Annotated in this window: 25 protein-coding genes and 1 tRNA gene; 16 read left to right on the top strand and 10 right to left on the bottom strand. The window is 67.7% G+C overall.

Going from position 1 to position 26,729, the window contains the following annotated elements; translation table 11 throughout:
- Positions 1 to 96 precede the first annotated feature (96 nt).
- Entirely contained in the window at positions 97 to 444 is a 348-nt protein-coding gene (locus ON062_RS06240; protein WP_274646257.1) for a DUF202 domain-containing protein, read from the bottom strand.
- A gap of 12 nt (positions 445 to 456) precedes the next feature.
- The gene (locus ON062_RS06235) at positions 457 to 810 is read right to left on the bottom strand and encodes a YidH family protein (protein WP_274646256.1); all 354 of its coding nucleotides are present in this window, start codon (positions 808 to 810) and stop codon (positions 457 to 459) included.
- Positions 811 to 1,000: 190 nt separating this feature from the next.
- On the opposite strand from ON062_RS06235, the gene ON062_RS06230 reads away from it, so the two are divergent.
- The 5 genes from ON062_RS06230 to ON062_RS06210 all read left to right on the top strand — a co-directional run bounded on the left by ON062_RS06230 (position 1,001) and on the right by ON062_RS06210 (position 7,052).
- The gene (locus ON062_RS06230; RefSeq protein WP_274646255.1) at positions 1,001 to 2,119 is read left to right on the top strand and encodes a LacI family DNA-binding transcriptional regulator; all 1,119 of its coding nucleotides are present in this window, start codon (positions 1,001 to 1,003) and stop codon (positions 2,117 to 2,119) included.
- Positions 2,120 to 2,229: 110 nt separating this feature from the next.
- Positions 2,230 to 2,982, top strand: coding sequence for an L-ribulose-5-phosphate 4-epimerase (locus ON062_RS06225; RefSeq protein ID WP_274646254.1), 753 nt, complete (start codon positions 2,230 to 2,232; stop codon positions 2,980 to 2,982).
- 8 nt (positions 2,983 to 2,990) lie between these two features.
- Positions 2,991 to 4,562, top strand: a complete 1,572-nt coding sequence (locus ON062_RS06220; RefSeq protein WP_274646289.1) for a xylulokinase — start codon at positions 2,991 to 2,993, stop codon at positions 4,560 to 4,562.
- Between the two features lie 30 nt (positions 4,563 to 4,592).
- Entirely contained in the window at positions 4,593 to 6,107 is a 1,515-nt protein-coding gene (araA, locus tag ON062_RS06215; protein WP_274646253.1) for an L-arabinose isomerase, read from the top strand.
- Positions 6,108 to 6,110: 3 nt separating this feature from the next.
- A complete protein-coding gene (locus tag ON062_RS06210; protein ID WP_274646252.1) occupies positions 6,111 to 7,052 on the top strand; it encodes an aldose 1-epimerase family protein in 942 nt (313 codons plus the stop codon).
- A gap of 366 nt (positions 7,053 to 7,418) precedes the next feature.
- On the opposite strand, the gene ON062_RS06205 is transcribed toward ON062_RS06210, so the two are convergent.
- Complete coding sequence (locus tag ON062_RS06205) at positions 7,419 to 7,607, bottom strand: hypothetical protein (RefSeq protein WP_274646251.1); 189 nt, start codon at positions 7,605 to 7,607, stop codon at positions 7,419 to 7,421.
- A gap of 136 nt (positions 7,608 to 7,743) precedes the next feature.
- Here ON062_RS06205 and ON062_RS06200 point away from each other — a divergent pair, with 136 nt between their 5' ends.
- Positions 7,744 to 8,127: a DUF5684 domain-containing protein gene (locus tag ON062_RS06200; protein WP_306802274.1), complete on the top strand. Its 384-nt coding sequence runs from the start codon at positions 7,744 to 7,746 to the stop codon at positions 8,125 to 8,127.
- 93 nt (positions 8,128 to 8,220) lie between these two features.
- On the opposite strand, the gene ON062_RS06195 is transcribed toward ON062_RS06200, so the two are convergent.
- The 3 genes from ON062_RS06195 to ON062_RS06185 all read right to left on the bottom strand — a co-directional run bounded on the left by ON062_RS06195 (position 8,221) and on the right by ON062_RS06185 (position 10,591).
- A complete protein-coding gene (locus ON062_RS06195; protein ID WP_274646250.1) occupies positions 8,221 to 9,012 on the bottom strand; it encodes a polyphosphate polymerase domain-containing protein in 792 nt (263 codons plus the stop codon).
- Positions 9,009 to 9,623 (bottom strand): DUF4956 domain-containing protein, encoded by a 615-nt coding sequence (locus tag ON062_RS06190; protein WP_274646249.1) that lies wholly within the window; start codon positions 9,621 to 9,623, stop codon positions 9,009 to 9,011. The genes ON062_RS06195 and ON062_RS06190 overlap by 4 nt, the downstream gene beginning before the upstream one ends.
- A 122-nt stretch (positions 9,624 to 9,745) precedes the next feature.
- The gene (locus ON062_RS06185) at positions 9,746 to 10,591 is read right to left on the bottom strand and encodes an SDR family oxidoreductase (RefSeq protein ID WP_274646248.1); all 846 of its coding nucleotides are present in this window, start codon (positions 10,589 to 10,591) and stop codon (positions 9,746 to 9,748) included.
- 93 nt (positions 10,592 to 10,684) lie between these two features.
- Here ON062_RS06185 and ON062_RS06180 point away from each other — a divergent pair, with 93 nt between their 5' ends.
- On the top strand, positions 10,685 to 11,311 hold the full coding sequence (locus ON062_RS06180; protein WP_274646247.1) for an asparagine synthase: 627 nt from the start codon (positions 10,685 to 10,687) through the stop codon (positions 11,309 to 11,311).
- 97 nt (positions 11,312 to 11,408) lie between these two features.
- Positions 11,409 to 11,481 (top strand) — tRNA-Arg (locus tag ON062_RS06175).
- 244 nt (positions 11,482 to 11,725) lie between these two features.
- On the opposite strand, the gene ON062_RS06170 is transcribed toward ON062_RS06175, so the two are convergent.
- Positions 11,726 to 12,364: a TetR/AcrR family transcriptional regulator gene (locus ON062_RS06170; protein ID WP_274646246.1), complete on the bottom strand. Its 639-nt coding sequence runs from the start codon at positions 12,362 to 12,364 to the stop codon at positions 11,726 to 11,728.
- A gap of 53 nt (positions 12,365 to 12,417) precedes the next feature.
- Between ON062_RS06170 and ON062_RS06165 the strand changes: the two genes are divergently transcribed.
- The 3 genes from ON062_RS06165 to ON062_RS06155 are packed head-to-tail and all read left to right on the top strand — an operon-like array spanning position 12,418 to position 17,957.
- Entirely contained in the window at positions 12,418 to 14,853 is a 2,436-nt protein-coding gene (locus tag ON062_RS06165; protein ID WP_274646245.1) for a beta-glucosidase, read from the top strand.
- 6 nt (positions 14,854 to 14,859) lie between these two features.
- Positions 14,860 to 17,604: a glycoside hydrolase family 3 N-terminal domain-containing protein gene (locus ON062_RS06160; RefSeq protein WP_274646244.1), complete on the top strand. Its 2,745-nt coding sequence runs from the start codon at positions 14,860 to 14,862 to the stop codon at positions 17,602 to 17,604.
- Between the two features lie 32 nt (positions 17,605 to 17,636).
- The gene (locus ON062_RS06155; protein ID WP_274646243.1) at positions 17,637 to 17,957 is read left to right on the top strand and encodes a hypothetical protein; all 321 of its coding nucleotides are present in this window, start codon (positions 17,637 to 17,639) and stop codon (positions 17,955 to 17,957) included.
- A gap of 101 nt (positions 17,958 to 18,058) precedes the next feature.
- On the opposite strand, the gene ON062_RS06150 is transcribed toward ON062_RS06155, so the two are convergent.
- Positions 18,059 to 18,535 (bottom strand): Lrp/AsnC family transcriptional regulator, encoded by a 477-nt coding sequence (locus ON062_RS06150; RefSeq protein ID WP_274646242.1) that lies wholly within the window; start codon positions 18,533 to 18,535, stop codon positions 18,059 to 18,061.
- Positions 18,536 to 18,645: 110 nt separating this feature from the next.
- Here ON062_RS06150 and ON062_RS06145 point away from each other — a divergent pair, with 110 nt between their 5' ends.
- On the top strand, positions 18,646 to 19,872 hold the full coding sequence (locus ON062_RS06145) for a PLP-dependent aspartate aminotransferase family protein (RefSeq protein WP_274646241.1): 1,227 nt from the start codon (positions 18,646 to 18,648) through the stop codon (positions 19,870 to 19,872).
- Positions 19,869 to 21,434 (top strand): L-serine ammonia-lyase, iron-sulfur-dependent, subunit alpha, encoded by a 1,566-nt coding sequence (locus tag ON062_RS06140; protein WP_274646240.1) that lies wholly within the window; start codon positions 19,869 to 19,871, stop codon positions 21,432 to 21,434. Before ON062_RS06145 ends, ON062_RS06140 begins: the two co-directional genes overlap by 4 nt.
- Positions 21,435 to 21,611: 177 nt before the next feature.
- On the opposite strand, the gene ON062_RS06135 is transcribed toward ON062_RS06140, so the two are convergent.
- Complete coding sequence (locus ON062_RS06135) at positions 21,612 to 22,583, bottom strand: hypothetical protein (RefSeq protein ID WP_274646239.1); 972 nt, start codon at positions 22,581 to 22,583, stop codon at positions 21,612 to 21,614.
- 307 nt (positions 22,584 to 22,890) lie between these two features.
- Here ON062_RS06135 and ON062_RS06130 point away from each other — a divergent pair, with 307 nt between their 5' ends.
- Positions 22,891 to 23,349: an Hsp20/alpha crystallin family protein gene (locus ON062_RS06130; RefSeq protein WP_274646238.1), complete on the top strand. Its 459-nt coding sequence runs from the start codon at positions 22,891 to 22,893 to the stop codon at positions 23,347 to 23,349.
- Positions 23,350 to 23,465: 116 nt separating this feature from the next.
- Entirely contained in the window at positions 23,466 to 23,762 is a 297-nt protein-coding gene (locus ON062_RS06125; RefSeq protein WP_274646237.1) for a DUF4287 domain-containing protein, read from the top strand.
- 312 nt (positions 23,763 to 24,074) lie between these two features.
- Here the strand turns inward: ON062_RS06125 and ON062_RS06120 are convergent, their stop codons facing one another.
- Positions 24,075 to 24,506, bottom strand: coding sequence for a MarR family winged helix-turn-helix transcriptional regulator (locus ON062_RS06120; RefSeq protein WP_274646236.1), 432 nt, complete (start codon positions 24,504 to 24,506; stop codon positions 24,075 to 24,077).
- 46 nt (positions 24,507 to 24,552) lie between these two features.
- Between ON062_RS06120 and ON062_RS06115 the strand changes: the two genes are divergently transcribed.
- A complete protein-coding gene (locus tag ON062_RS06115) occupies positions 24,553 to 26,385 on the top strand; it encodes a DUF2207 domain-containing protein (RefSeq protein WP_274646235.1) in 1,833 nt (610 codons plus the stop codon).
- Positions 26,386 to 26,729 lie beyond the last annotated feature (344 nt).

Raw genomic sequence — 26,729 nt, 5'->3', positions numbered from 1 at the left:
CGAGGTAGATGCACGAAAGAAATCGACCCTCGAGTGTAGCGAGGGCAGCTGGGTGTCCGCTAGGTACGTGAATTTCGGATGCCGCGCCCCGGCGGCCTAGCGAACGGCAGTGATCACCACGAGCACGCACATGCCGAACAGTCCGATCGCGAACGTGGCGATGGCCAACCACAGCGGGAGCTTTCCATCGGGGAGTTCGGCGCGGTCGCCATGGGTGATGGTCGCGTGGCTCACGCGGGCATAGCGGTGTCGTGTCGCGCTCCACAATCCCACGGCGATGAGCAGCCCGACCAGGCCGGGGATGAACCACAGCGGATCACCCAAGATCGTCGGGAGCAAGCGCATCGCGACGAGGGAGCCGACAGCCAACGACAACGTCGTGCGTCGCCACGCCAGTTCGGTGCGCTCGGGCTGAAGGCCCTTGTCGAAGTCGGACGGACGCATCGGCGCGGCGACCTAGAGGAAGACAGCGAGGGTCACGAGGATGCCGGCCGTCGTGACAGCGACGGCGAGCACGGTGCCCAGAAGCGACGCCGGGAGCGGCTTGTCGTTGCGCAGCGCGCGTTCGGTGCGCGCCCAGCTGATCCAGGCCAGAACGGGGACCAGGGTGCCCGCGACGATCAGCACAACCGACGCCGACAACCGCAGTTGTGCGTTCAGATCGAGGCCGAGAACTTCGAGGGCGACGCCGCCGGCGACCAACGCCAGTGCAGTACGGATCCACGCGAGATACGTGCGCTCGTTGGCCAGCGTAAATCGAACATCGGGCTCGGTGCCCTGCCCGTACACCGCCTTCGGGAATCGTGCCATGTCTCCTCGTTCGCTTTGTTGGGCTACAGCCTACGCGCCCGTGTGGGCGGCGACGCGTCACGCCAAGCGGGAGAGGATGAGGTCCATCACCCGATCGGGCAGCAGGCAGCGAAGCCGAACGATCGCCTTACCGCCCGCCTGCGTGATCGCATCCATGCCTGGGCGAGGGTGGGCGCTAGCCTGAGGGATCATGGAATCCCCGCCCCGATCTGGCGCCGAACGTATCGGCGTGCGCCAGGTTGCCGAGCGGGCCGGGGTGTCGACGCAGACGGTGTCGCGCGTGCTGAATGATCACCCGCACATTCGCCCCGAGACTCGCGAGCGCGTGCTGGCGGCGATGGCGGAGCTCGACTATCGCGTCAACAACGCCGCGCGGGCGCTCGGCACCCGTACGACGCGCACGCTCGGGGTGATCGCCTCCGACGCTGCGCTGTACGGCCCGTCGGTGGGGATCGCTGCGCTCGAAGCGGCCGCACGCGAGGCTGGGCACTGGATCGCCACGGCGTACGCGGATGCGCAGGACACGGCATCCGTCGACGACGCCGCACGACGATTGCGCGCCCAAGGTGTGGATGGACTCGTGGTGCTCGCGCCCCACGAACGCTCGCTCGCAGCCCTGACGAGTGCACACCCCGAGGTGCCGGTCGTGGCGCTGCACGCGGGGGAGGGCGCGGAGGCGCAGATCCAGGGTGCCGCCGACGCCGTGCGACACCTGTGGGATCTTGGTCACCGCCGCATCGCGCGGCTCGAGGGGCCGGCCGATTGGCTCGAGGCGCGCGCCCGCTCCGACGGTATGCGGCAGGCTGCGAGCGCGATGGCTGTCGATGGGCCGGTATGGCAGGGGGACTGGACGGCCGCGACGGCCGCGCTTCAGGCGAACGAGGTGGCCGCCGCGGTGCGCGCACCCGGAGGGCCGACGGCGATCGCGGTGGCGAACGATCAGATGGCGTTGGGGCTCATCGCGGGTTTGCGCGGGGCGGGGTTGGATGTTCCCGGGGACGTCAGTGTGACGGGATTCGATGACAATCCGGATGCCGCGTACTACCACCCCGCTCTCACGACCGTGCGCGTCGACCTTGCGGGTGAGGCGCGGCGCGTGGTTGCCGCGGTGCTCGCGGGCAGCGGCGGGCGGAGTAGCGGTGCTGTCGCCTCGGGCGGGGCCGGGGCCGGGGTCGCCTCAGCCGGGGTCGACTCCGCCGGGACCGGTGCTGGCACAGGCGATTCCGCCGCGGGCGCTACTCCCGACGGCGTCGCGCCACCGGTGCTCATCGTGCGCGCGTCGACGGCGCCGCCCGCCTCGAGCCCGTAGACCGCGCGCCCTGGAATCCACATCGAGTGGTGACAACCACGCGATGTTACCGGTAACATAGCGAGGACGCGGGCGACACAGCCGCGTGCACGAGACCGACGGAGGAACCCGTGACAGATTTCAGCGCCGAGATCACGGCGGCCATCGACGTGGTGCGCCACGACGTCGCGAAGCTCCACGGCGAGCTGGTGCGCTACGGCCTTGTCGTCTGGACGGGCGGCAACGTGTCCGGCCGTGTGCCGGGCGCAGACCTGTTCGTCATCAAGCCATCGGGTGTCTCGTACGACGACCTCGCCCCCGAGAACATGATTCTGTGCGACCTCGACGGCAACGTGATCCCCGGCACTCCGGGCAGTGAGCGCTCGCCCTCGTCCGACACCGCCGCACACGCCTACGTGTACCGAAACATGCCCGAGGTGGGCGGCGTCGTGCACACGCATTCGACATATGCGGTGGCGTGGGCCGCGCGCGGCGAAGAGATTCCGTGTGTGATCACCGGCATGGCTGATGAGTTCGGCGGGCCGATCCCCATCGGCCCGTTCGCGATCATCGGGGATGACTCGATCGGTCGCGGGATCGTCGAGACGCTGCGCGGTCACCGCTCGCGCGCCGTGCTGATGCAGAACCATGGCCCGTTCACGATCGGTGTGAGCGCGAAGGACGCCGTCAAGGCGGCGGTGATGTGCGAAGACGCTGCACGTTCCGTGCACATCGCGCGTGAGGCGGGACCACTCATCCCGATTCCGCAGGACCGCATCGATGCGCTCTATCAGCGCTACCAGAACGTCTACGGGCAGGCGAGCGACGCGCGTCGCGATAACAACCCCGATGACGACACCACAGACGAGGCGGACGCATCGTGACCGCCGAGATGATCACCGACGGTCGCACGGCGCTCGGAATCGAGTTGGGCTCGACCCGCATCAAGGCGTGCCTCATCGACGCCGATGACCCCACGCGAGTGCTCGCCGTCGGCGCGCACGAGTGGGAGAACCGCTTCGAAGACCGCATGTGGACCTATGACCTGGATGCCGTATGGTCCGGCGTCCAGGCCGCGTACGCATCCCTCATCGAAGACGCGGATGCGCGCTACGGGGTGCGCCCCACGACGTTCGGCGCGATCGGCGTCTCGGCGATGATGCACGGCTATCTCGCCTTCGACGCGGCGGACGAACTGCTCGTGCCGTTCCGCACGTGGCGCAACACGACGACGTCGCGCGCAGCAGCTGAGTTGACCGATCTGTTCGGCGAGAACATCCCCCTGCGCTGGTCGATCGCGCACTTGCGCCAAGCGATCCTCGATGGCGAGCCGCACGTGCCGAGCATCGAGTTCGTCACGACCCTGGCTGGCTACGTGCACTGGCGCCTCACTGGTGAGAAGGTGCTCGGCGTCGGCGACGCGTCGGGCATGTTCCCCATCGATTCGTCGACGGGAACTTACGACGCCGGACTCGTGGCCCGCTTCGACGAACTCGTCGCCGGAGCGTTGCCGCACCCGCTCCTCGATGTCTTACCGTCGGTGCTCCCCGCGGGCGCCGCGGCGGGAAGGCTGACTGCCGAGGGCGCGACACTCCTCGACCCGTCGCACGCGCTTCGCCCCGGCATCCCCTTCTGCCCGCCCGAGGGGGATGCGGGCACCGGCATGGTCGCCACGAACGCGGTCGCCCCCCGCACCGGCAACGTGAGTGCGGGCACGAGCATCTTCGCGATGGTCGTCCTCGAGCGGCCGCTGGTCGAGGTTCATCACGAGCTTGACGTGGTCACCACCCCCGCGGGCGATCCGGTCGCGATGGTGCACTGCAACAACGGGGCGAGCGAGCTGGCTGCGTGGGTCGGCATGTTCACCCGGTTCGCTGCGGCAGCGGGTGCCGATGTCGATTCGGATGCCACTTTCGACGCGCTGTTCCACGAAGCGCTCCTCGGGGATGCCGACGCCGGCGGCCTCCTCGCGTACAACCATCTCGCCGGCGAGCCGATCGCCGGCCTCACCGAGGGGCGCCCGCTGTTCGTCCGCACGCCCGACAGCAGCTTCACGCTCGCGAACTTCATGCGCGCGCAGCTGTACGGCGTCTTCGGCACGCTCGCGCTCGGCATGAGGGTGCTCGGGGATGAGGGCGTCGCGCTCGACCGGATGTATGCCCACGGTGGCATGTTCCGCACCGCGGGTGTGGCGCAGCGCTTCCTCGCTGGGGCGTTGGATGCCCCGGTGGCTGTCGGCGAAGCCGCTTCCGAGGGTGGCGCGTGGGGCATTGCCGTGCTCGCGGCGTATCTCGCGGCATCCGCTGAACACGACCTCACGACGTACTTGGCCGAGCGGGTCTTCGCGGACGCGCCGTTCGAGACTGCCACACCCGTTCCGGCAGATGTTGCCGGCTTCGCCGCCTACCTCGACACCTACCGCGCAGGGCTGGCGGTCGAACGCGCCGCCACCGCCGCGCTCTAATCACTTCTCGAACGATCGAAGGAATTGCGCATGTCACGCTCTTCTCTGTCCACCTCCCTCCACCGCTACGAGGTCTGGTTCGTCACCGGCAGTCAGAACCTCTATGGCGAAGAGACACTCCGCCAGGTCGCCGAGCAGTCGCAGGCCGTCGTGCAGGGGCTCAACGGCAACGTGCCGATCAAGGTCGTGTGGAAGCCGGTCCTGAAGGACTCCGACTCCATCCGGCGCCTGGCTCTCGACGTCAACGCTCGCGACGACGTCATCGGTGTCATCGCGTGGATGCACACGTTCAGCCCCGCCAAGATGTGGATCTCGGGCCTTGACGCCCTGGCGAAGCCTCTGCTGCACCTGCACACGCAGGCCAACGTCGAACTGCCGTGGGCCGACATCGACTTCGACTTCATGAACCTGAACCAGGCCGCGCACGGCGACCGTGAGTTCGGCTATATCCAGACGCGTCTCGGCGTGGCGCGCAAGACGGTCGTCGGCCACGTGTCGAACCCCGTTGTGCAACAGCAGATCGAAGACTGGCAGCGGGCGGCGGCGGGCTGGACGGCCGCACGCACGCTCAAGCTCGCGCGCTTCGGCGACAACATGCGCTACGTCGCCGTCACCGAGGGCGATAAGACCGAGGCCGAATTGCGCTTCGGAGTCCAGGTCAACACGTGGGGTGTGAATGAGTTGGTGGATGCCGTGGACGCGGCATCCGACGAAGACATCGACGCCCTCATCACCGAATACCTTGCTCTGTACGAGGTGGCCGACGAGCTCAAGCCCGGCGCCGAACGCCACCAGTCGCTGCGCGACGGTGCGGCCATCGAGCTGGGACTGCGGTCGTTCCTCGAAGAGGGCGGTTTCGGCGCGTTCACGACCAGCTTCGAAGATCTCGGTGCGCTCAAGCAGCTGCCGGGCCTCGCGGTTCAGCGACTCATGGCCGAGGGGTACGGGTTCGGCGCCGAGGGCGACTGGAAGACTGCGATCCTGGTGCGCGTGGCGAACGTCATGGGTGTGGGACTGCCCGGTGGGGCAAGCCTCATGGAGGACTACACGTACGACCTCGTGCCGGGATCGGAGCGCATCCTCGGCGCCCACATGCTCGAGGTGTCGCCGTCCCTCACGACCGCCAAGCCGCGGCTCGAGGTGCACGAGCTCGGTATCGGTGGCAAGCAGGACCCGGTGCGCCTGGTCTTCACCGCCGACGCGGGGCCCGCGTTGGTCGTCGCGATGAGCGACATGCGTGACCGGTTCCGCCTGGTGGCGAACGTCGTCGAGAACGTCGACGCGCCCGATCTGCCCAAGCTGCCGGTCGGTCGCGCGGTGTGGGAGCCGGCCCCCGATTTCGCGACGAGCGCGGCGTGCTGGCTCGCGGCGGGCGCGGCGCACCATACTGTGATGACGACCGCCGTCGGCATCGAGGTGTTCCGCGACTTCGCCGAGATCGCGAAAACCGAACTCGTCGTCATCGACGAAGACACGACGGTGCGCGGCTTCCAGCGTGAACTTCGCTGGAACCAGGCCTACTACCGACTCGCTCAGGGGATCTGATTCATGGCACTCACTCCGGCATCCGGAACTCAGCACGCGCTGCGCGCGGGCGACTACGAAGCCGTCATCGCGAGCGTCGGCGCGACGCTGCGCTCGCTCACCTACGACGGGCGCGACCTCGTCGTGCCGTTCGAGGCCGCAGAGGTGCGCCCCGCGCACCGCGGTGTCACGCTCGCGCCCTGGCCGAACCGTGTCACCGACGGCCGCTACACGTTCGGGGGAGTGGAGCGCCAGCTCGCCCTGACCGAGCCCGCGCGTTCGCACGCGCTACACGGCCTGGCGGTGTGGCTCGACTACGAAGCCGTCGACAAGGGGCCGAGCCACGTGACCCTCGCCGCGTCGATTCCCGCGCAGACGGCCTACCCGTGGCGCATCGCGATCCGCACGACGTTCGAGCTCACCGCCGAGGGCCTCACCCAGACCGTCGTGGCGACGAATGAGGGTCCGGATGCCGCGCCCTTCGGCACGGGTCCGCACCCGTATCTGGTGGCTGGCCCCGGAAAGGTCGATGAGTGGACGCTCGAGCTTCCGGCATCCGAGGTTCTCGCGGTGACGGATGACCGCTTGATCCCGACCGAGCTTCGCGCGGTGGATGCCGATGATGCTCCGCGCTTCGACTTCCGCGATGCGCGGGTGATCGGCGCCGCCGAGATCGACCACGCGTACACCGGGCTCGCACGCGATGACTCCGGCGACGCGACCGTGCGCGTCACGGTCGCCGACGGGACGGGCGTTGCGATGTCGTGGAACACCTCGTGCGCATGGGTGCAGGTGCACACGGCCGACAAGCCTGAGCCGGCGGCCAGCCGCATCGGGCTTGCCGTCGAACCGATGACGTGTGCACCCGACGCCTTCAACGACGCGAACTACTCATACGACACGGGGCTGATCGTTCTGGAATCCGGCGAAAGCACCGAGGCCTCCTGGCGGATCTCCGCCATCTGACGCCGTCTGATGCCGGGCTCGGACGCCTCGGCGGCGCGGGCGACCCTGACCGAGACGTGGATGTCACGCCTGGGACAGGGTCGCCGTGCCACCTTTCGCTCGTGACGCCGGGCATGATGAGCACACACCGCCCCCCGGAGGTGAGGTGCTCTCAGCGTCTACGAGCTGACGTGACGTCATGCCGCCGGGCCGCGATGGCACCCGTGTTGCGCGGCCAGTTGGCGGCATCCCTCATCGTCATGTCTTCTTCGAAACCGTCGGCGAATCGGTTTGGAGTGAGCGCTGCACCTGAGTGGTTGACCTGGGCAAAGGGCCCCGGAGTACTCTCCAAGGCCCTTCGTGCGCCGCAACGCGGCGGATACGCGATCAGTTGTCGCGCAGGTCTTCTTTGATCTCGTTGCGCGCGTGAACAGAGTCGCGTTCGGCCTCGGCTTTCTTCACCTCGGCGTCCGCCTTCGCTTCGTCGATCTTGTCCCCGATGCGGTCGGTGGTGTCTTCCCACGCATCCGTGATCTTCTCGCCGACGGCCTTGGCCGTCTCTTTCGCGTCGTCCATGAATCCCATGCTTCGCTCCTCTCACCCGTGCGGTCATGTGACTCTCACGGTAGAGGCCTGGTCGGCAGTCACACAGGGGGTTGCGAGCGCGGAAGGGGAGTGTTAGACGGTGGCCGTGGAGCCCTAAGCTGAAAGTATGCTGAATATGAACTCCGTCACGTCCACTGCCGATGTCGGCACGCTGTTCGGTCCCACCACCTTCGTTGGCATCGTCATCTACGTTCTCGTTGCCGTCGCTCTGTGGAAGGTCTTCTCCAAGGCCGGATACCCGGGCATCCTCGCGATCATCCCGATCGTCAACTTTTTCGTTTTGACGAAGATCGCAGGGTTCAGTGCCTGGCTCGGTCTGCTGTGGTTCATCCCGGTCGTGAACCTCGTGTTCTCGATCATCGTCGCGCTGCGCGTCGGGCGCGCCTTTGGCAAGGGCGGAGTGTTCTCGTTCTTCCTGCTGTGGATGTTTGCCTTCATCGGCTACTTCATCATCGGCTTCGGCAAGGACAGCTACACCAAGCCCGCCTGATCTCCAGGCTCAGAGCAAGACCCCGGCTCCCGGCGGGGCGGATTCAAGGGGTCTTGTCGCTTTCAGGAGCGCCCCGTGGCGCTCAGACGGCGCTCATGCCGCGATCGCGTCCGCAAAGTGGTCGGAGAGCACACGGCGCCACTTGTTCGACGGGAGAGCCGGGCGCAGTGCCGCGAGCCCCGTCCCGTACTTCGAGATGCTCGACGGGCGATGCCCGTGACGCCACAGGGTCCGGTCGAGCGCCCCGGGGCGCTGCCCCGACTTGGTTTCGATGATGACGGCGCCGGGCAAGTGCATCCGTTCTCCGGTGATGTCGGCCCACGCAAGGTCGATGTCGATCGTGGCGCGGGCGGCTGATATGCCGCCCGTCTCGTTCCCGGGCAGGAGAAGGGTCGCGCGGCGGTAGCGGGTCTCGAGGGTAGGTTGCAGTCGTTCGGCGATGCGGCCGGACTCGGGGATGCCGGCGTCGGCGAGCATCTCGGCCGCGTATTGCACGCCGGCCTCGTCCAGCCCGCTCGTGGCGACCGGGACGCGGTCTTTCACCGTGGCCGAGCGGCCGCCGCGCGTCTTCACCTCGAGAAACTGCCCACCCGAGTCGACATAGCTGCGCGAACGCACCTTGAAGCGGCGGCGGCGACCGCGCGCGGCACCCAGATAGCTGTCAAGCGTCGGGGTGTCGTAGTAGCGCGATGCGTAGCGCAGGGCGCGCTCCCCATCGATCTCGAGCACCTGCGCATCGCGAGGGAGTGCGGCGAGGACTGCCGTTGCGTCGTGCGCCGCGACGATGTACTTGCGGTCGACGCGGGTCTGCAGTGCTGCCTGCGCGTTGAGTTCTTCCAGCGACACCGTGCGCAGCGTGCGGAGGCGTTCAATGGCGGCGCTCATCGCTGCACCTGCAGAGTTGGGGTCTGGGTCGGGGTGACCGGTGCCGCTGCCGCCGGGCGAGGCGTCTTGAGTACGGCGCGATAGCGGACGTCGACCGAGGTGGTGTCAGACACGAGGTCGAGTGAGCGGACCGAAATGGTCGCCCCGCGGCATCCGAGCAGAGAATCCACGGCCTGCTGCAGTTCGTCTTCGTCGGTGTATGCGCGGTCGAGGGTGATGGTGCGAGCGCGTGACCCGCCGAGGATGGCGGGGGAGTCAACGATCGCGATGACGGCGACGACCAGGACGATGAGGCTCGCAGCGAGCCACGAGATCGACCCCGAGATGCCGGCGATCAAGCCGATCGCGAGGGACGCGAAGTAGTACGCGATCTCACTTTGCTCGATCTCTCGCGAGCGCAGCCGGATGATCGACAGCACACCGAACAGGCCGAGCCCGAGGCCGGCGCCGATCGTCGACGAGCCGAGCACCATGGCGACAGCGAGGACGCCGACGTTGATGCCGACGAAGGCGACAGCCAGGTCACGTCGGCGGTGCCGCGGGTAGTACACCGCAAAGGCAAGGACGCCGATCGCGATGAGATCGAGGGCGATGACGATGAGCTGGTTCATGGGGGTCCTCCGGAAAACGTGATGTTCCCATTGAGGCCCGCGATGCTATGGGGTTCCTATGACGCGACTTTGCCCCTGCGGCGAGTTCCGTGAGCAGAGGTGATGGATGCCGCGGCCCGGCGCTACACCGGCGTCGTGGTGTCCACAGCTTCGCGCAGCGGCTTGCGCATGGCGTTCCAGTAGTGGCTCGGCGCGAGGCGCGTGATGATGTCGACCAGGCGCGCTTCGCGGCCGATGAACGTGCGTGCGCGTCGCCCGAGGGTGGCCTCGACGATGCGGTTTGCCGCGTCGGCCGGCTCGGTGTGGTACATCTTCGCCTGCGCTGCAGCGGCGCGCTGCGCGATCGCCGGGTCGAGTGCGGCGGCATAGCGGCCGTGCAGGATGATGCCCGTCTTCACGCCCGCCGGGTAGACCGCGCCCACACTGACGGGGCTGTTCTCGAGTTCGTGGCGCAGCGACTCGGTGAAACCGCGCACGGCGTACTTGCTCATCGCGTACGGAATGCGCCCCGCGGGCGCGCCGAGGCCGTAGATGCTCACCAGGTGCGTAATGTGCGCCGCCTTTTCGCGCCGCATCGCCGGGAGCAGCGCCTTGGTGATGTTGACGGTGCCCCACAAGTTGACGTCCATCAGCCAGCGCATCTCGGCCATCGTGAGCTGGTCGATGTTGCCGAGCATCGATGACCCGGCACACGTGATGAGCGCCTGCACGTGGGGGTGCTCGGCTTCGATGGCGGATGCCAGGGCGAACACGGCGTCGTCGTCGGTGAGGTCGACGGTGTGAACGGTGTTGCCGGTGCCGGGCAGTTCGGCTGCCAGGGCGGCAAGGCCCTCGCTGTTACGGTCGACGAGCGCCAGGCGTGCACCACGCGCGGCGAGGTTGCGCGCGACCTCTGCGCCCATGCCGCTGGCTGCTCCGGTGATCACGGTCGTCTTGCCGCGTACATCGAGGATGTGCTGTCGTGCCACTGTTCCGCCTGTTCGTCGTTGAGGAGGGCTGCCGTCTATTGTCGCTGACGATCGAGGGTGCTCCGCGCGCTAGCCTTCTCTCAGGAGGTCGGAATGGGGAAGACGGCGGATGCCATCGCCGAAGGTGTCTCCATTGCGTACGCGGCCGCACGCTTGACCGTGCGCAACCGGATTCTGGTGGCCACGATCGCGCGCAATGAGGCGTTCGACGTGAGTGCTTTCATGCCCTTCGCGAAGAAGACGCTGCACGCGCTCGCGAAGGAACAGGAAGACGCCGCGGCGCTCGCGCGCAAGCAACGCAAGAGCGCCTGGGGCAAGTTCACCGACCCCGACGGCACGCATGACTACCGCGATCGAGACACGCGCAACCTGCGCAAGCGTCGCCGGCAGTACCTGGGCGTGGCGAAGGAACTGCGCCAGCGCGCCGAAGACCCGCACGCCGTTCGCGTGCTCGTTGAGCAGTCTCGGGATGCCGCGTGGGGTGACGTCGAGGCGAACCTCGAGCGACGCCTCAACGTCGAAGGCATGCGCCCCGACCTGGACCCCGACTACGAGATGATGCGCGCCGCGCGCATGCAGTCGCTGCGGTTGGTCGATCTGCCGAAACTCGCCGCTCACCGACGTGTGGGGAGAGGCTCGGACGAGACGGCGGCGCCGGTCTCGGATGCTCCGCCCGCAGCGCGCGTCTCGGGCATCGACGTCAGCGAACTCGACGGCTGACCCCGATTCGCGAGGATGCGATTCGTGGGGTATTGTTGACTCTCGGTGCTCGCAGCGGTGAGTCTCAAGAAATGGAGACTTGCAAGCCGGGCACCATGCGCCCGTAGCTCAATGGATAGAGCATCTGACTACGGATCAGAAGGTTAGGGGTTCGAGTCCCTTCGGGCGCACACTGTGTTGAGACAGTAAGAGACGGCTCGCTTCGGCGGGCCGTTTCGCTTTTGTCGCGTCGCCGGGCACGTGGCTCTCGCCTCCCCCGCGAGTGAGCATCAAAGCTGCACGTGAGCATCAGATTTCGTGCTCACTCGCAGGTTTCGTGCTCGCGGGGCCGATGGATGGCGCGCCGCCGGCGCGCGGGGCCGGCGAGTGCCAGCCGGCAGGCGCGCGGCGCCGGCGCGACCGCGCCGCCAGGCGTCAGCCGTCCAGCGGCAGGCCGAACGCTTCGCGCAGCGTGCGCCCGACCATGGTCGGCACGTCGAGCGTGCCGGGGTTCAGGGCGTCGAACAGCTGTAGCCCGTCCCACGTCGAGATCACCAGCGCGGCGCGCTGCTCGGGCGTCGTGCCGTCATCGGGCAGGTCGAGTTTGTTGCGCTGGCGCTTGATCATCCAGGCGAAGATCGTCACCAGGCGCTTGTGGCGCCGCTGCAGGGCGGGCCGCGCGGGGTGGTCCTCGGCGCCGGCCTCGGCGGTGAGCATCGACAGCAGTTGCACCAGGCCGGGGGTCGCGCGGTTGGCCTCGGCGGCGTTCACGAAAGCGTCGACCAAGCCCTCGGCGCTGATGCGCATGGGGAATTCCGCACGGAACTGCTGCTGGTCGTGCCATTCGATGACGGCGAGAAGCAGTGCGGTCTTGTTGCCGAAGTGGTGCATGAGGGTCGAGTGGTCGACGCCGGCTTCGCGGGCGATGCTTCGCAGGGATGCTCCGTAGAATCCCTTCTGCGCGAAGGCCTCAGCAGCCTTGGCGACGATCGCCTTCTTCGTGGCGCGTCCGGTGGCGTAGCCATCAGAGCGTGACGATTCTGCGCGTGTCGACTCGACGCTGCGTTCAGCCACGGGTGCTCCTTGGATGTCCACCACGTGGTGGAACTTCGATTACAGTGTTTGGTGTGGGCGCTAACGATGATGTCATTTCGCGCCGGCATGCAATGACGCTGACCGAAAAAGCGTCGCTCATGTCGGGCGCTAATTTCTGGAACACCAAGCCGGTCGAACGGCTCGGTGTCCCGTCGATCATGCTGACCGACGGACCGCACGGCCTGCGCAAACAGGGCGGCGCCGCCGACCACCTCGGGCTCAACGCCAGCATTCCCGCCACGTGCTTCCCCACGGCGGCCACGCTCGCCAACAGCTGGGACCCGACGCTCATCACGCGCGTGGGTGAGGCTTTGGGTACCGAAGCCGCAGCCGAACGCGTGAGCGTGCTGCTTGGGCCCGGCCTCAATATCAAGCGCAACCCGCTGTCGGGGCGCAACTTCGAGTACTTCTCCGAGGACCCGTTTCTGTCGGGCACCCTGGCGGCGGCGCTGATCCGCGGCATCCAATCTCACGGGGTCGCTGCGAGCGCGAAGCACTTCGCCGTCAACAGCCAAGAGACTCACCGCATGTCGATCGACGAGGTCGTCGATGAGCGCGCCCTTCACGAGACGTATCTCGAGGGCTTCCGTATCGCGGTGACCGCCGGCGGCGCCTGGACGATCATGTCGTCGTACAACAAAGTCAACGGGACATACGCGAATGAGAATCGGATGCTGCTCACCGACACCCTGCGCACGCGCTGGGGCTGGGACGGGCTCGTCGTCTCGGACTGGGGCGGCAACAACGACCGCGTCGCGGCGCTCGAAGCCGGCAGCACACTCGAGATGCCATCCACCGATGGCGTCACCGATCGCGAGATCGTCGCGGCTGTCGAGGCGGGAACGCTCGACGAGAGTGTGCTGGATGCCCGGGTCGATGAGCTCCTCACGCTGATCGACCGCACCGCGGCGGCGACCGATGGTACCGCCCCCGCGGCGGACCACGATGCGCACCACCAGTTGGCCATCGACGCCGCCGCGCAGAGCGTCGTGTTGGCGTCGAACGTGCGCGGAACGCTTCCCCTCGGCCCTCAGTCCGGTCGTGTCGCCGTGATCGGTGACTTCGCCGCCACTCCGCGCTACCAGGGAGCGGGCAGTTCGCTCGTGAACCCGACGCGCGTGGACGCGCCGCTCGACGCGCTGCGCGAGAGCGGCCTCGACATCATCGGGTTCGAGAAGGGCTTCCGTCGCCGCGATGGCGCCTCACGATCCCTGGCCTCGCGTGCCCTCAAGCTGGCGCGCCGGGCCGACGTGGTGGTGCTGTTCCTCGGGCTGGACGAGTCAGCCGAAGCCGAAGGCATCGACCGTGCCCACATGCGCCTCGCCCAGAACCAGCTCGACCTGACACGGGAGCTCATCGCCTGCGGTGTGCCGATCGTGGTCGTTCTTGCGGGCGGTGCTCCGGTCGAGCTTCCGTTCGCCCAGGACGTCGACGCGATCGTTCTCGGGTACCTCGGCGGCCAGGGCGTCGGTCCCGCGCTCGCCGCGGTGCTGACCGGTGAGGTCAATCCGTCCGGCAAGCTGGCCGAGTCGTACCCGTTGCGGTATTCCGATGTGCCCAGCGCGGCATCCTTCTCTCGCACTGAAGCCAGCAGCGAGCACCGCGACAGCATCTACATCGGCTACCGCTACTACGACAAGATCGGCGCCGAGGTCCGCTACCCCTTCGGCCACGGGCTCAGCTACACCACGTTCGAGTACTCGAATCTGCAGGCGGATGCCACATCGGCCCGCGTCACGGTGACCAACACCGGTGACCGCGCGGGTGCCGAGGTAGTGCAGGTGTATCTCGAGGCTCCGGATGCCGCGGCCGGGCAGTTCCGCGCCGTGCGCGAGCTGGGGGGATTCGCCAAGGTGGCTCTGCAGCCCGGCGAGAGCGCCGAGGTGGAGGTCTCGTTCGCGGAGCACGCATTCTCGGCGTACGACGTCGAGGCGCACGACTGGCGCGTCGCACCGGGCACGTACACGGTGCTCGCCGGAGCGTCGTCGCGCGACATTCGCGCGCGTGCCGAGGTCGTGATCGAGGGTGCGCCGTTCGACTTCGCAGCCGACGATCTGCCTCACTATGTCAGCGGTCAGGTCGACCGTGTCGGGGCGGACGAGTACTCCCGGCTCCTCGGGCGTGAGCTGCCCGCCGCTGACTGGGTGCGGCAACGGCCCCTGACGCGCGACGACATCATCGCCCAGGCACAGGGTCGTGGCGGTTTCGCCAGTCTGTTCTACACGCTCATCATCACGACGAGTCGGGTGCTCATGCTTCTTGGCCGCCCCCACGCGGCGAACAACACACGTTTCGTGCTCGATCTGCCTTTCCGGTCGATCGAGCGCATGTCGGGTGGCATGGTCGACGCCGACATGTTGGACGGGCTACTTCTCATGGTCAACGGTCGATTCCTGCGTGGCGTGCGTCATGCGTTCTCGGCCTGGCGCGCCCATCGAGCTATTCAGCGCGCCGCGGAAAGGAACTAAGCAGTCATGGCAACACGCAAAGAAATCCGCGCAGAGGCGCGCGCCCGGGTCGCAGAAGAGAAAGCGGCGAAGCGCGCACGTCGCGAAGAGCTGAAGGCGATGTCGCCCGAAGACCGCAAGGCGGCGAAGGTGAGCGACCGCGCGGCAGCGCGCGAGGCCAAGAAGGCGGCGAAGGCTGACCGCAAGGCCGCCCGCGCGTCGATGAGCCGCGCCGAGCGCCGCGAAGCCAAGCGTCGCGAGCGCGCGTACCGGCGAGTGAAGAATCGTCCGCGCCGTCTGATCGGCTGGGGCGTTGTCGTCGCCATCGTCGCGGTGATCGCCGTGGCGCTCGCGCCCATCGTGCGTGACATTTCGCGTCTGCTGTCGATCGAGGTCGACAGCACGACGACAGCCGGCGCCGAAGCGCGCGAGAACAGCGCCGCCGTCACCGAGCAGATCTCCGACGAGGGGATCGTGCTGCTCGAGAACGAGGGGGCACTGCCTCTCGCCGAGGACCGCGTGAACGTGTTCAGCTTCGCGTCGTTCAACCTCCGCTACGGCGGTGCAGGGTCGGGGGGTGCCAACCAGTCGAGCGCCATCACGCTGTACGACGCTCTCGAGCAGCAGGGCGTGCAGTACAACGAAGACCTGTATGCAGCCATGGAGGATGCCGGAGCAGAGACCACCAGCGGATCGAGCAACGGCCTGATCCAGATCGCCGAGATGCTCATCGGTGGCGGGGATGCCACCGAGCCGGCGCCGGACTACCTGACCGACGACGTGCTCGCCCAGGCGCGCGAATACGCCGACACGGCACTCATCGTCGTGGGCGCCGGCGCGACGGAGGCGGCCGACCAGACCGCGGACAGCCTGCGCATCACCGACGAGCAACGCGAGTTGCTCGATGTCGTAACGGCGAACTTCGACGACGTCGTGGTGATCGTCAACTCCGGCAACGCGATGGAGCTCGGCTTCCTCGAGGAGTACCCGCAGATCACCGGTGCCGTGTGGATCGGAACTCCCGGTCCGCTCGGTGCCGTCTCGCTCGCGAAGATTCTCGCGGGTGACGCCAACCCGTCGGGTCGCCTCACCGACACGTACGCCTACGACGTGACGAGCGCGCCGTCGGTCGAGAACCTCGGTGACTTCCGCTACGAGAACGCCAACCGTGCCGTCCTCGAATACGAAGAGGGCATCTATGTCGGCTACCGCTACTACGAGACGCGGTACGCCGAGGATGAGGCTTACGACCAGATCGTGCAGTTCCCGTTCGGGTACGGCCTGAGCTACACCACGTTCGAGTGGGACGCTTCGCAGCCCGTGGTCGACGACGAGACGGTCTCGATCGATGTGACGGTGACGAACACTGGTGATGTCGCGGGCAAGGACGTTGTCCAGGTCTACTACTCGGCCCCGTACACCCCCGGTGGCATCGAGAAGTCCGCGATCGAGCTGGGCGGATACGCCAAGACGTCCGAGCTTGAGCCCGGCGCCTCCGAGACGGTGACCGTGACCTACGACGTGCGCGACATGGCGTCTTGGGACCAGAGCGGTGCCGGTGCGTACCTGCTCGAGGCCGGCGACTACGACATCGTCGTCGCGACCGACGTGCACAGCCCGCTGTACACGTTCAACACGACCGTCGCCGACGACGTGGTGTACGACACCGACGACGTGACCGGAGTCGCGCTGGAGAACCGCTTCGACTTCGCGCGCGGCGACTTCACGTCCCTCTCGCGCGATGACTGGGAGGGAACGTACCCCGACAGCTCCGACGTGAACCTCGTGGCATCCGATGAACTCCTCGAGGTCATGGACCCCGAAATCGCTCCTTTGCCGGGTGAGGCTCCGACCTACGAAGCCGACAACGGCCTCATGCTCGCTGACCTCAAGGGCCTCGCGTACGACGACCCCCAGTGGGACGCGTTCATCGACCAGCTCTCCGTTGACGAGCAGATCAGCCTGTTCGCCAACGGTGCGTACCTGACCGAAGAGATCGAGCGCCTCGGCATCCCCTCCGCGATCCTGCTGGACGGCCCCGCGGGTCTCAACTACCTGTTCGGTGAGATGACGGCCGGATCGTTCGCGACTGAAGCCGTGGTGGCAGCGACCTGGAACGACGAGCTGGCGTACGCGCTGGGTGAGGCCGTGGGCGCCGAAGCGAACGCGTACGGTGTGCAGGGGTGGTATGCCCCCGGCATGAACCTCGACCGCACGGCGATGGGTGGCCGCAACTTCGAGTACTTCTCGGAGGACCCCCTCCTGTCGGGCAAGATGAGCGCCGCGATGGTCTCGGGCGCGCAGAGCAAGGGCGTGCTGACGTTCATGAAGCACTTCGCGCTCAACGAGCAAGAGGTCAGCGCACGCGCACCGGGCATGAACGTCTTCGTTGACGAGCAGGCCCTGCGTGAGCTGTACCTGCGTCCGTTTGAGATCACGGTCAAGGAAGGTGACGCCAACGGCGCCATGTCATCGTTCATCAACATCGGTGGTCGCTGGTCCGGCGGAAACGAAGTGCTCCTCGAAGAGGTGCTGCGTGGCGAGTGGGGCTTCGACGGTGTGGTGTCGACGGATGCCGTCCTCGGCGGCTTCATGGACCCCACCCTCGCGGTGCGGTATGGCAATGACCTGATGCTCGCGATGCTGCCGTCCTCGGCGGCGAGCAGCACCAAGGCTGCCCTCGAAGATGACCCGGTGGGTGTCGGCGAGGGGCTGCGCGACCGCGTGCACAACGTCTTGTACGCCCTGCTGCAAACCGATCTGTTCGACTGAACCGCACCAATAGAGAGAAAGAAACACCCGTCATGACCGACACCGACGTCGTCTCGCCCGCCTCGGGCGAGCCTGACCTCGATGCCGATGTCATCCACGGCTCCGTCGATGTGGAAGGGATGCCGCGCGAGTACACCGCCGTCGTCCCGCACGCGCCCAACGTGTGCGAGTGGTCAGGAGTCGCCGTGCCGACCATGGTCGTGCTCGGAACCGCCGATCCGATCAGTCCGTTCGAGGGCGGGCAGGCCGGCTCGTTCGCGGGCAAGCTGGGTGAGGTGATGGCGGCGGAAGACTCGGCGGCGTTCCTCGCCGAGCGCAGCGGCGCCAGCGGCGAGCCCGAGGTCGGCGAGTAGTCGAACACGGATGCCTCGGGCGAGAGTGACGTCACGCGCTATCTCTATGACGGCGACGCCCCGGTCGTAGCGGGAGCGAGCAACAGTCGCTTCTGAGTGAATCAGCGGAGCAACTGCTCCCACCCGTCGCCGTCTGCGTGCTCGAAGATCAGGTTGGTCTCGGTGTGCGAGACCGCTGGGTGCCCGGTGAGATTCGCGAGCACGAATTCGCGCAGTTCGTTCGAGTCGCGGGCGACGACGTGCAGCAAGTAGTCGTCGGCACCCGCCATATGGAACAGGCTGAGTACGCCCGGAAGGGCGGTCGCCGTGCGGCGGAACGCCTCGATCTCATCGCGGGCGTGTTTGACCAGCCGCACGGCGATGAGCGCCTGCACTGTCGCGCCGAACGCGGCGGGGTCGATGTCGATGCGGAAGCGCCGGATCACCCCGGTGGCCTGCAGGCGCCGAAGGCGCAGCGAGACAGTCGACTCGGCGATGCCGACGGATGCCGCGAGCGACGCCCCCGATGCGCGCGCATTCTCGGTGAGCGCGCGTAACAGCGCGCGGTCGGTGGGATCGAGGTCAACGACCTTCGCCATGGGCAGCCTCCTTGGCATCCGATCTGCAGGATCTGCGTGGTCACCGTCTTCTTTCGTGGTGATCTTCGGGTTCGATTGATCCTTCTTCCATAATCTGTTGCCATGGGCGAATGGACAAGATGCCCCACCACATCGACACGACGGCCGTACATGCCGGAATGTCGGGACTGCGCGACACCCACGCCCACGTTCCCCCGATCGATCTCTCGACCACATACTCACTGCCCGACGTCGACGCGGGCGGGCTGTCGTACGAAGAGCTCGCGACCGGGCACGACCTGGGGGCGGGCCGCAGCCCCGTCTACCAGCGGCTATGGCAGCCCGGCGTCGCCCGGTTCGAAGAGGCGCTCGCCGAGCTCGAGTACACCGACGGAGCTGTCGCCTTCGCCAGCGGCATGGCCGCGCTCTCGGCGTGCCTCATCGCCTGCGTCACGGGCGGCACCCCGCACGTCGTGGCCGTGCGTCCCCTTTACGGCGGATCAGACCATGTGCTCGCCAGCGGACTGCTCGGCACCACCGTCACCTGGACCGATGCCGACGGCATCGCCGACGCCGTGCGACCCGACACCGGCCTGGTGATCGTCGAGACTCCCGCGAATCCGACCCTCGAACTCGTCGACCTCGACCAGGTCGTGCGCGCCGCCGGCAGCGTGCCGGTCCTCGTCGACAACACGTTCGCGACGCCGGTGCTCCAGCGTCCCGCGCTGCACGGCGCCACGCTCGTCCTGCACAGCGCGACGAAGTACATCGGCGGGCACGGGGATGCGATGGGCGGCGTGGTCGCCACGACGCGGGAGTGGGTCGAGCGACTGCGCCAGGTTCGTGCGCTCACCGGCGGCTTGCTGCACCCCATGGGCGCCTACCTGCTGCACCGCGGATTGCGCACGCTGCCGCTTCGCGTGCGCGCGCAACAGCAGACGGCCATGGCGCTGGCGGAGCGGTTGGCGGAGCATCCGGCCCTTGCGCGCGTCTTCTACCCGGGCCTTTCCGGACAGGACCCCTCGGGTCTGCTGGGTCGACAGCTCGACGGGCCCGGCTCGATCATCGCGATGGAACTCGCGGGCGGGTACGACGCCGCAGCGCGCTTCACCGAGTCGTGCCGGCTGATCACCCACGCGGTCTCGCTCGGCGGCGTCGACTCGCTGGTGCAGCATCCGGCATCTCTCACCCACCGACCGGTCGCCGGTGACGCGAAACCGGGTGCCGGTGTGGTGCGCCTGTCGATCGGGCTCGAGCATGTGGATGATCTCTGGGCCGACATCTTCCAGGCGCTGGCGGTGATCGGCGGATCCGATGCCGCGCGCCTCGAGGCTGTCGAGCGTAGCCTGACACCGTGAGTGCATACGTCTCGGCGTTCGAACTGTTCTCGATCGGCATCGGCCCATCGAGTTCGCACACCGTCGGACCGATGCGGGCCGGGCGCGACGTCGCGACCCGCCTGCGCGAAAGCGGAGTGCTGTCGTCGGTCACGCGCGTGCGATGCGTGCTTTACGGGTCGCTGGGCGCCACGGGCATCGGCCACGGCACGCCGGGAGCTGTCATCGCCGGCCTCGAAGGGCACGCCCCCGAGACTGTGGATCCCGATGTGGTGCGGGCTGCGTGGTCGCGCGATGCCGATGACCGGATGCTGCGCCTCGACGGCTCGCACGATGTCGCGTTCGCCCGCGAAGACATGGTGTTCGAACCGCGGACGCGGCTGCCGGGGCATCCGAACGCCCTCACTTTCGAGGTCTGGACGAACGAGGCCGAGATTCCCCTGGCGACGGAGACGTACTACTCGGTCGGTGGCGGGTTCATTCGCCGTGACGGAGCCGCCGAGCAGGTGCGCGCAGCGGCCTTTCCGCTGCAGTTCGCGTCCGCCGACGAGCTGCTCGCGGTCTGCGACGAGCGGGGCATCACCATCGCCGAAGCGGCGCGCATCAACGAAGAGGCATTGCGCGACGACGAGTCGATCGCCACCGGACTCGACGCGATCTGGGATGCCATGGCCGGCAGCGTCAACGCGGGGTTGCGCTCTGACGGCGTGCTCCCCGGCGGACTGCGCGTCGCGCGTCGCGCGTCGATGATCCGCGCGCAGCTCGAGGCGGCGCAAGCCGAGGGACATCACGAGGTGCCGGGGGAGTGGATGGGAGCGTTCGCCCTCGCCGTGAACGAAGAGAACGCCGCAGGCGGGCGCGTCGTGACGGCGCCGACCAACGGTGCCGCAGGCATCGTGCCGGCTGTGGCCATGTACTGGTGGCGCTTCCTCGCCGACTCAGGCTTAGGTGCCGGCAACGCGGTGACGCCCTACGGCGAGCTCGTCGGGAGCGCCCTGCTCGGATTCTCGGGTGACGTGGCCGCGGGGGTGGGTCCAGGCTCGAGCGCCGGAGGTGCTGCTGGCGCGCGGGCCGGTGATCCGGCGGGCGCGGGCAACGCACAGGCCACGCTCGACGACGAGGTGATCGCCGAAGCGAATCGGCGGCGCGGCATCCGGCGTTTCCTCCTCACAGCGACCGCGCTCGGATCGCTCTTCAAGGCGAACGCGTCGATCTCGGGCGCCGAGGGCGGATGCCAGGCCGAAGTCGGCTCGGCATGCGCGATGGCGGCAGGGGGATTGACCGCGGTCATGGGCGGCACGAACCGGCAGATCGAGAACGCCGCCGAGATCGCGATGGAGCACCACCTGGGGCTGACGTGCGACCCGGTCGGCGGGCTCGTGCAGATCCCGTGCATCGAGCGCAATGCCATCGCCGCATCGACCGCGGTGACCGCAGCGCGGCTTGCGCTGCGCGGCGACGGTTCGCATCATGTGTCGCTCGACATGGTCGTCGAAACGATGCGCCAAACGGGGATCGACATGTCGACGAAGTACAAGGAAACCAGCGAGGGTGGGCTCGCCGTCAACGTCATCGAGTGCTGACGCGCCGCCGTGCGCACGGCCTGCACGGGTGCGCTGGGGCATGGATGCGCGGATGCCATCGTTCGTATGGCGCACATTGCGGGTTCTGGGCCGTGCGTCCGGCGTGTCGTGACAAGTGAGCGGCCGTGGATCGTGGGGCGCGTGCGCACGGCGGAGCACGGGCGCGCAACCCACTCGCTAGCCGCGCCACCCTCGGCGGGCGAGCACGTCGCGCACGATCTGCGTGGCGCGAGCGTGGGGCGCACGGATGTGCGCTGACGTGAGGCGGACAACTTCCCACCCCGAAGCCGCGTACGCCGCGTACTTCTCGATGTCGCGGTTCCACTGTGCCCTGCTGGTGCGGTGATGGTCGCCCTCGACCTCGACGACCGTGCGGTACTCGCGGAACACGAACTCGGTGATCCCAATCCGCCGACCATCGGCAGCGAAGATCTCGACGTCGAGCTCGGGTGTGGGTAGCCCGGCGGACGCGGCATCCAGTCGAAAATCGGTCTCAAGGGGTGACGCGCTCCCGACGCGCACGAGCTCAACAGCTTCGCGGAGCGCGACGACTCCGACCCGGCGGCCGGCTGTGACCGCAGCGTGCAGCTCCGCAATGGTGGCCAGCGCGACCTCAGGGTGCGGCCGGCCCCAGTCGTCGCGTGGCACGTGCACGAGCGCGTCGCCGACGCGCACCAGGTCGCGCACGCTGCGCGCCGCGCCCAGCGTCGCCCACGTCGACGCCGGACTCGAGACCCGGAACCCACGGTGCTCGCGCACGCGCACGAGCTCCGGGGAAATCTGGATGCCGTGGATGCCGCGCCCCCGCGGCGCGCGAGCGGGGCGTGGCGCAGCAACCATCAGGTCGTGACCGTGATCGATGGGCAGCCCATACAGAAGCGCCGCCGTGTCGGATACGAAAAAGTGCCCGGGCCTCATGATCTCGCGGTAGGCCGCGGCACGCCGTATGACCTCGTGTCTGATGGCGTCGTAAGGGGCGTCGCTGGCCGTGTGCCGGTCGTCATCGGCGGCCATGTGCGGCCGCAACCGCACGCCGTGGAACGGCTGCTCGAGTGCGCCCGATCGCAGTTGCCACGACGTTATGCCGGCCGCGCGTGCCTCGTGCACCGTGAACGCCTCACCAAGTTCGGCAATGCGCGGCGGGGTCATCCGTCAAGACTTGCGGGTCCAGGCGCCCGCAGGCGGTGTCAGTTCGACTTTTGTGGAGGATGCCGCCTCGCGGCCGCCTGGGGAGGAGGGGCGCCGTCGGTAGGAGCTCCCAGCGGGAAGGGGATCGCGCCCGACACGGTGTGCCGCGCGGGCGCGCGGCACGGCCCGGACAGCGCTCGTTCGCCTACGGCGAATCGTCGCAAATCGCGTTAGCACTCTCACCTTGAGAGTGCTAACCTCTTCTTAGTTGAGTCGCTGTGGCTCAACTTTAGAAAACCATCACTCGCGATGAGAAGGAGACAGTCACATGGCTACTTATGACCCGTTCCGCGACCTCGACCGCCTCGCCGCCGGCTTCTTCGACGCACGTCGTGGGCCCCGGCAGATGCCGATGGACCTGTACCGCGACGGAGACCACTACGTGCTCACGGCCGACTTGCCGGGCATCGATCCGGGGTCGGTGGACATCGACGTCGACGGCCAGTTGCTCACCATTCGTGCCGAGCGCACGCTGACCGCCGGGGACGGCGTGAAGTGGATCACGCGCGAGCGTGAGGCTGCGAGCTTCCTCCGTCAGCTCAACCTCGGCCAGGGGATCGACACCGAGAACATCTCGGCTCGCTACGACAACGGCGTGCTGAGCGTCATGATCCCGGTGAGCGAGAAGGCCAAGCCGCGCAAGGTCGCCGTCACGACCGCCGACGACCACCAGGTCATCACGGGGCGCGAGTCCGCGCGCACCGACGAGCCTGCGCCCGTCGAGTAGTCACGCGCAGGTTCACGCACGAAGCGTGTCGTACCCCTCGGGGTGCGGCACGCTTCGCGCATGTGAGCGGCTGATTCGGGTGCCGCTCGCGCCCAGATCTCCTCTACGGTGAACACATGTCGTTCCAGGCGTATCTCGACAATATCGAGGCCAAGACGGGCGTCACCCCGCGCGAGTTCGTGGCGCTCGCCGAGGGTAAGGGCTTCGGCCCAGGGTCGAAGGCGGGAGACATCGTGGCGTGGCTCGCCGCCGACTACGGTCTCGGCCGTGGTCACGCGATGGCCCTCGTGCACGTGATCACCAAGCGGCCGAAGATCGACCCCAAGCATGTGAAGTCGGGCACGGCGCACTCCGACCCGAGCGACGAGCTCTGGCTCGACGGCAAGACGACGAACCCCGCGAACCAGACGTAGACGCGCCCTCGGCGCTCATATGGCGCAACACGCCGGTGGGCGCCGCGGGCCACCGGCGTGTCTCGCCACATGAATGCTGTCGGGGCGCGGGTGGGGTGACGCGCGGTCCTGTCGGGGCGCGGGTGGAGTGACGCGCGGTCCTGTCGGGGCGCGGGTGGGGTGACGCGCGGTCCTGTCGGGGCGCCGGTGGAGTGACGCGCGGTCCTGCCTGGGCGCGGGTGGGGTGACGCGCGGTCCTGTCGGGGCGCGGGTGGGGTGACGCGCGGTCCTGTCGGGGCGCCGGTGGAACGCCGCCCGGGTGCGATCGGGCCGTCAGCGCCCGCGCGGCCGCAGCTTCGCCGTGAGTGCGCGCAGCTGCGCGAGCTCGTCGTCGCTCAGCACCGACATGCGCTCGGCGATCGCCTTGCCGTGCCCGGCGGCGATCCGGCGAAACAGGGCGGCGCCCTCGTCGGTTGCGGTGAGCAAGGCGCCACGGCCGTCAACAGGGTCGGCGCACTTGGTGATCAGCCCTCGGGCGACCATGCGGTCGACCAGGCGCGACACGCTCGGCTGGCTGATGAGCATGTTCGCTGTCACGTCGCGCAGGCGCGCGGTCAGGTTTTCGCCGCGCGTCACGGTGAGCAGAACGTCGTATTCCGCCTGCGAAAGCGCGTCGTCGAAGTCGGTACTGATCTCGGCGAACACCTCGTGCTGTGCGCGGAACAGGCTCTCCCACGCGGCGATAGCGAGACGGCGATCGGTCATGACCCCCAGCGTAACGGGGAGCGGCGTGCCTGGTTAAGCTGGGCAGGTGCGCGCGCTCATTCTCTGTCGACGGATGCCGTGCCTGCTCGTCCCGTTCGTGTTCGTCGCCCTCGTGCTGGGCGCGGCTCTGCCGACGGTCTTTCCAACCGACGCGGCATCGGCGCAGCCGACGCGCATCGTCACCGCCGGAGTCGATGACTTCGCGTTCGAGAGCATGGACGTCGAGTACGTGCTGGGCCGAGCAGACGACGGTACATCCACTCTCCACGTCACCGAGACGTTCGTGGCGCTCTTCCCCGACTTCGATCAGAACCGTGGGATGCGACGCACGATCCCCACCGAGTACCTCGGGGCGCCACTGAGGCCCCACTTCGTGTCGATCACCGATGAGAACGGCGCATCCCGGCCGAGTGAAGTCGATGAGGAAGACGGCTGGTTCTCAATGACCTCCCGCGCCGATGACTACGTGCACGGCCGCCAGGTCTATGTCTTCACCTACACGCTCGAAAATGTGACGCGCTACTTCGCCGACACCGATGATGACGAGTTCTACTGGAACGTCAACGGCACCTCGTGGGCGCAACCCTTCGGCCGCGTCACGGCGTCGCTCACACTCGAACATGGCCTCCCCGATGCGCTGACCGGTGACATGGCCTGTTATCGCGGGGCCGCCGGTGACACCACCACGTGTGACATCGACATCGTCGATGGGGCGGTCGTGGCATCCGCTACCGCTCTTGATCCGCGGCAGACGATGACGATCGCCGTCGGGTTCGAATCGGGTACCTTCGCCGCGTTCGATCCGTCGCCGCTGCGGTCGGTGTGGGGATGGCTGCAGCTCGTCGTCGGGTTCGGCCTGATCGCTGCGTTGGTGTGGGCGATCGTTATGCGCTCCCGGCACATGCGGGATGCGCCGGGCCGACTGGCGGTGATCGCCGAGTACCTGCCGCCGCCGGGGATCGATGCGCTCGAAAGCGCGGTGTTTCTTCACAAGACGGCGAAGGCTGTCCCGGCGGAGGTGCTTGAACAGGCTGTCGCGGGCAGCATCCGCATTCTCGAAGGCGAACGCAAGATATTCGGCGGCACGAAGCTGATCGCTGAGCTTGTCGATCCGTCTCGCGCCGAGGGAGATGGTCGGATGCTGCTGCGCGCGCTCTTTCCGGCCGGCCATCCCGGTGAGCAGTATGAATTCGGCCGTACCGACACGCGAGTGTCGAAGGCGGCGCAGCGGATGCTCGCCGATGCCAAGAAGGCGCTGAATGCGCGCGGCCTTCGCCGCAAGGTGCCGGCGCGCTTCTGGCTGCCGCCGGGTGCGCTTGCGGCGGTGGCGGGGCCTCTGGCTATGGTGTTCGGCATTAATGCGCTCGAGCAGGGGTACTTCGCGTGGTGGGTGATCGCGCTGCTCGCGCTTGGTATTCCGCTGATGCTTGCCGTGATGTTCGTGCTGGCGAAGTCGCCGCTCACGGCATCCGGTGCGGAACTTCGTGATCACCTGGCGGGTCTTCGCGAGTTCATCGAGTGGGCGGAAGCTGACCGCATTCGCATGCTGCAGTCGCCCCAGGGCGCCGAGCGACGCAGCGTCGATGTACACGACCCGCGTCAGATGCTGCACCTCTACGAAGCGCTGCTGCCGTTCGCGGTGGTGTTCGGCCAGGAGAAGAAGTGGGCGGGTGAGCTCGCGGTGCTGTACGACGTGAGTGGGAGCCCGCGCTGGTACGTCGGCTCGTCGACCTTCGACGCGACGTCGTTTTCCGCGCGAATCGCGACCCTGTCGGCCAGCGCGGCGGCATCCTCGTCAACGTCATCGTCGTCGGGCGGGTCTAGCGGCGGGGGATCGGCCGGCGGCGGTGGAGGCGGTGGAGGTGGCGGCGGCGTCTGAGCGCCCCGCGAACACACTTGCTGATCGAGGATGAGAGGCAAGAGTAAGGCCCGGTCAGAGAGGCTTCTGACCGGGCCTTGTCCCTTGCACCAAGAGTGTCCTGCAATCACATGTCGGTAGCTGCCACAGCAAAACAACTACCGTTCCTGAACTCTATAACGGAAAGATAACGACGGCAAGCGTTTCTCGTTATCTTTTTGTGATGAAAGTGCTGGGTGTCGTGTCTCACTCCAGTTGTCCGATTCTCACGGACCTGTCGAGTCGTCTCACACCAGTTGTCTGATTCTCACTCCAGTTGTCGGGAGGACGGCGCGCCGCTTCGGGCTGCTCCGAGGCGGGAGTAG

It is taken from the genome of Microbacterium sp. C7(2022) (assembly GCF_028823665.1).
Lineage (GTDB): Bacteria > Actinomycetota > Actinomycetes > Actinomycetales > Microbacteriaceae > Microbacterium.
This window is presented reverse-complemented; position numbering and strand designations above follow the sequence as displayed.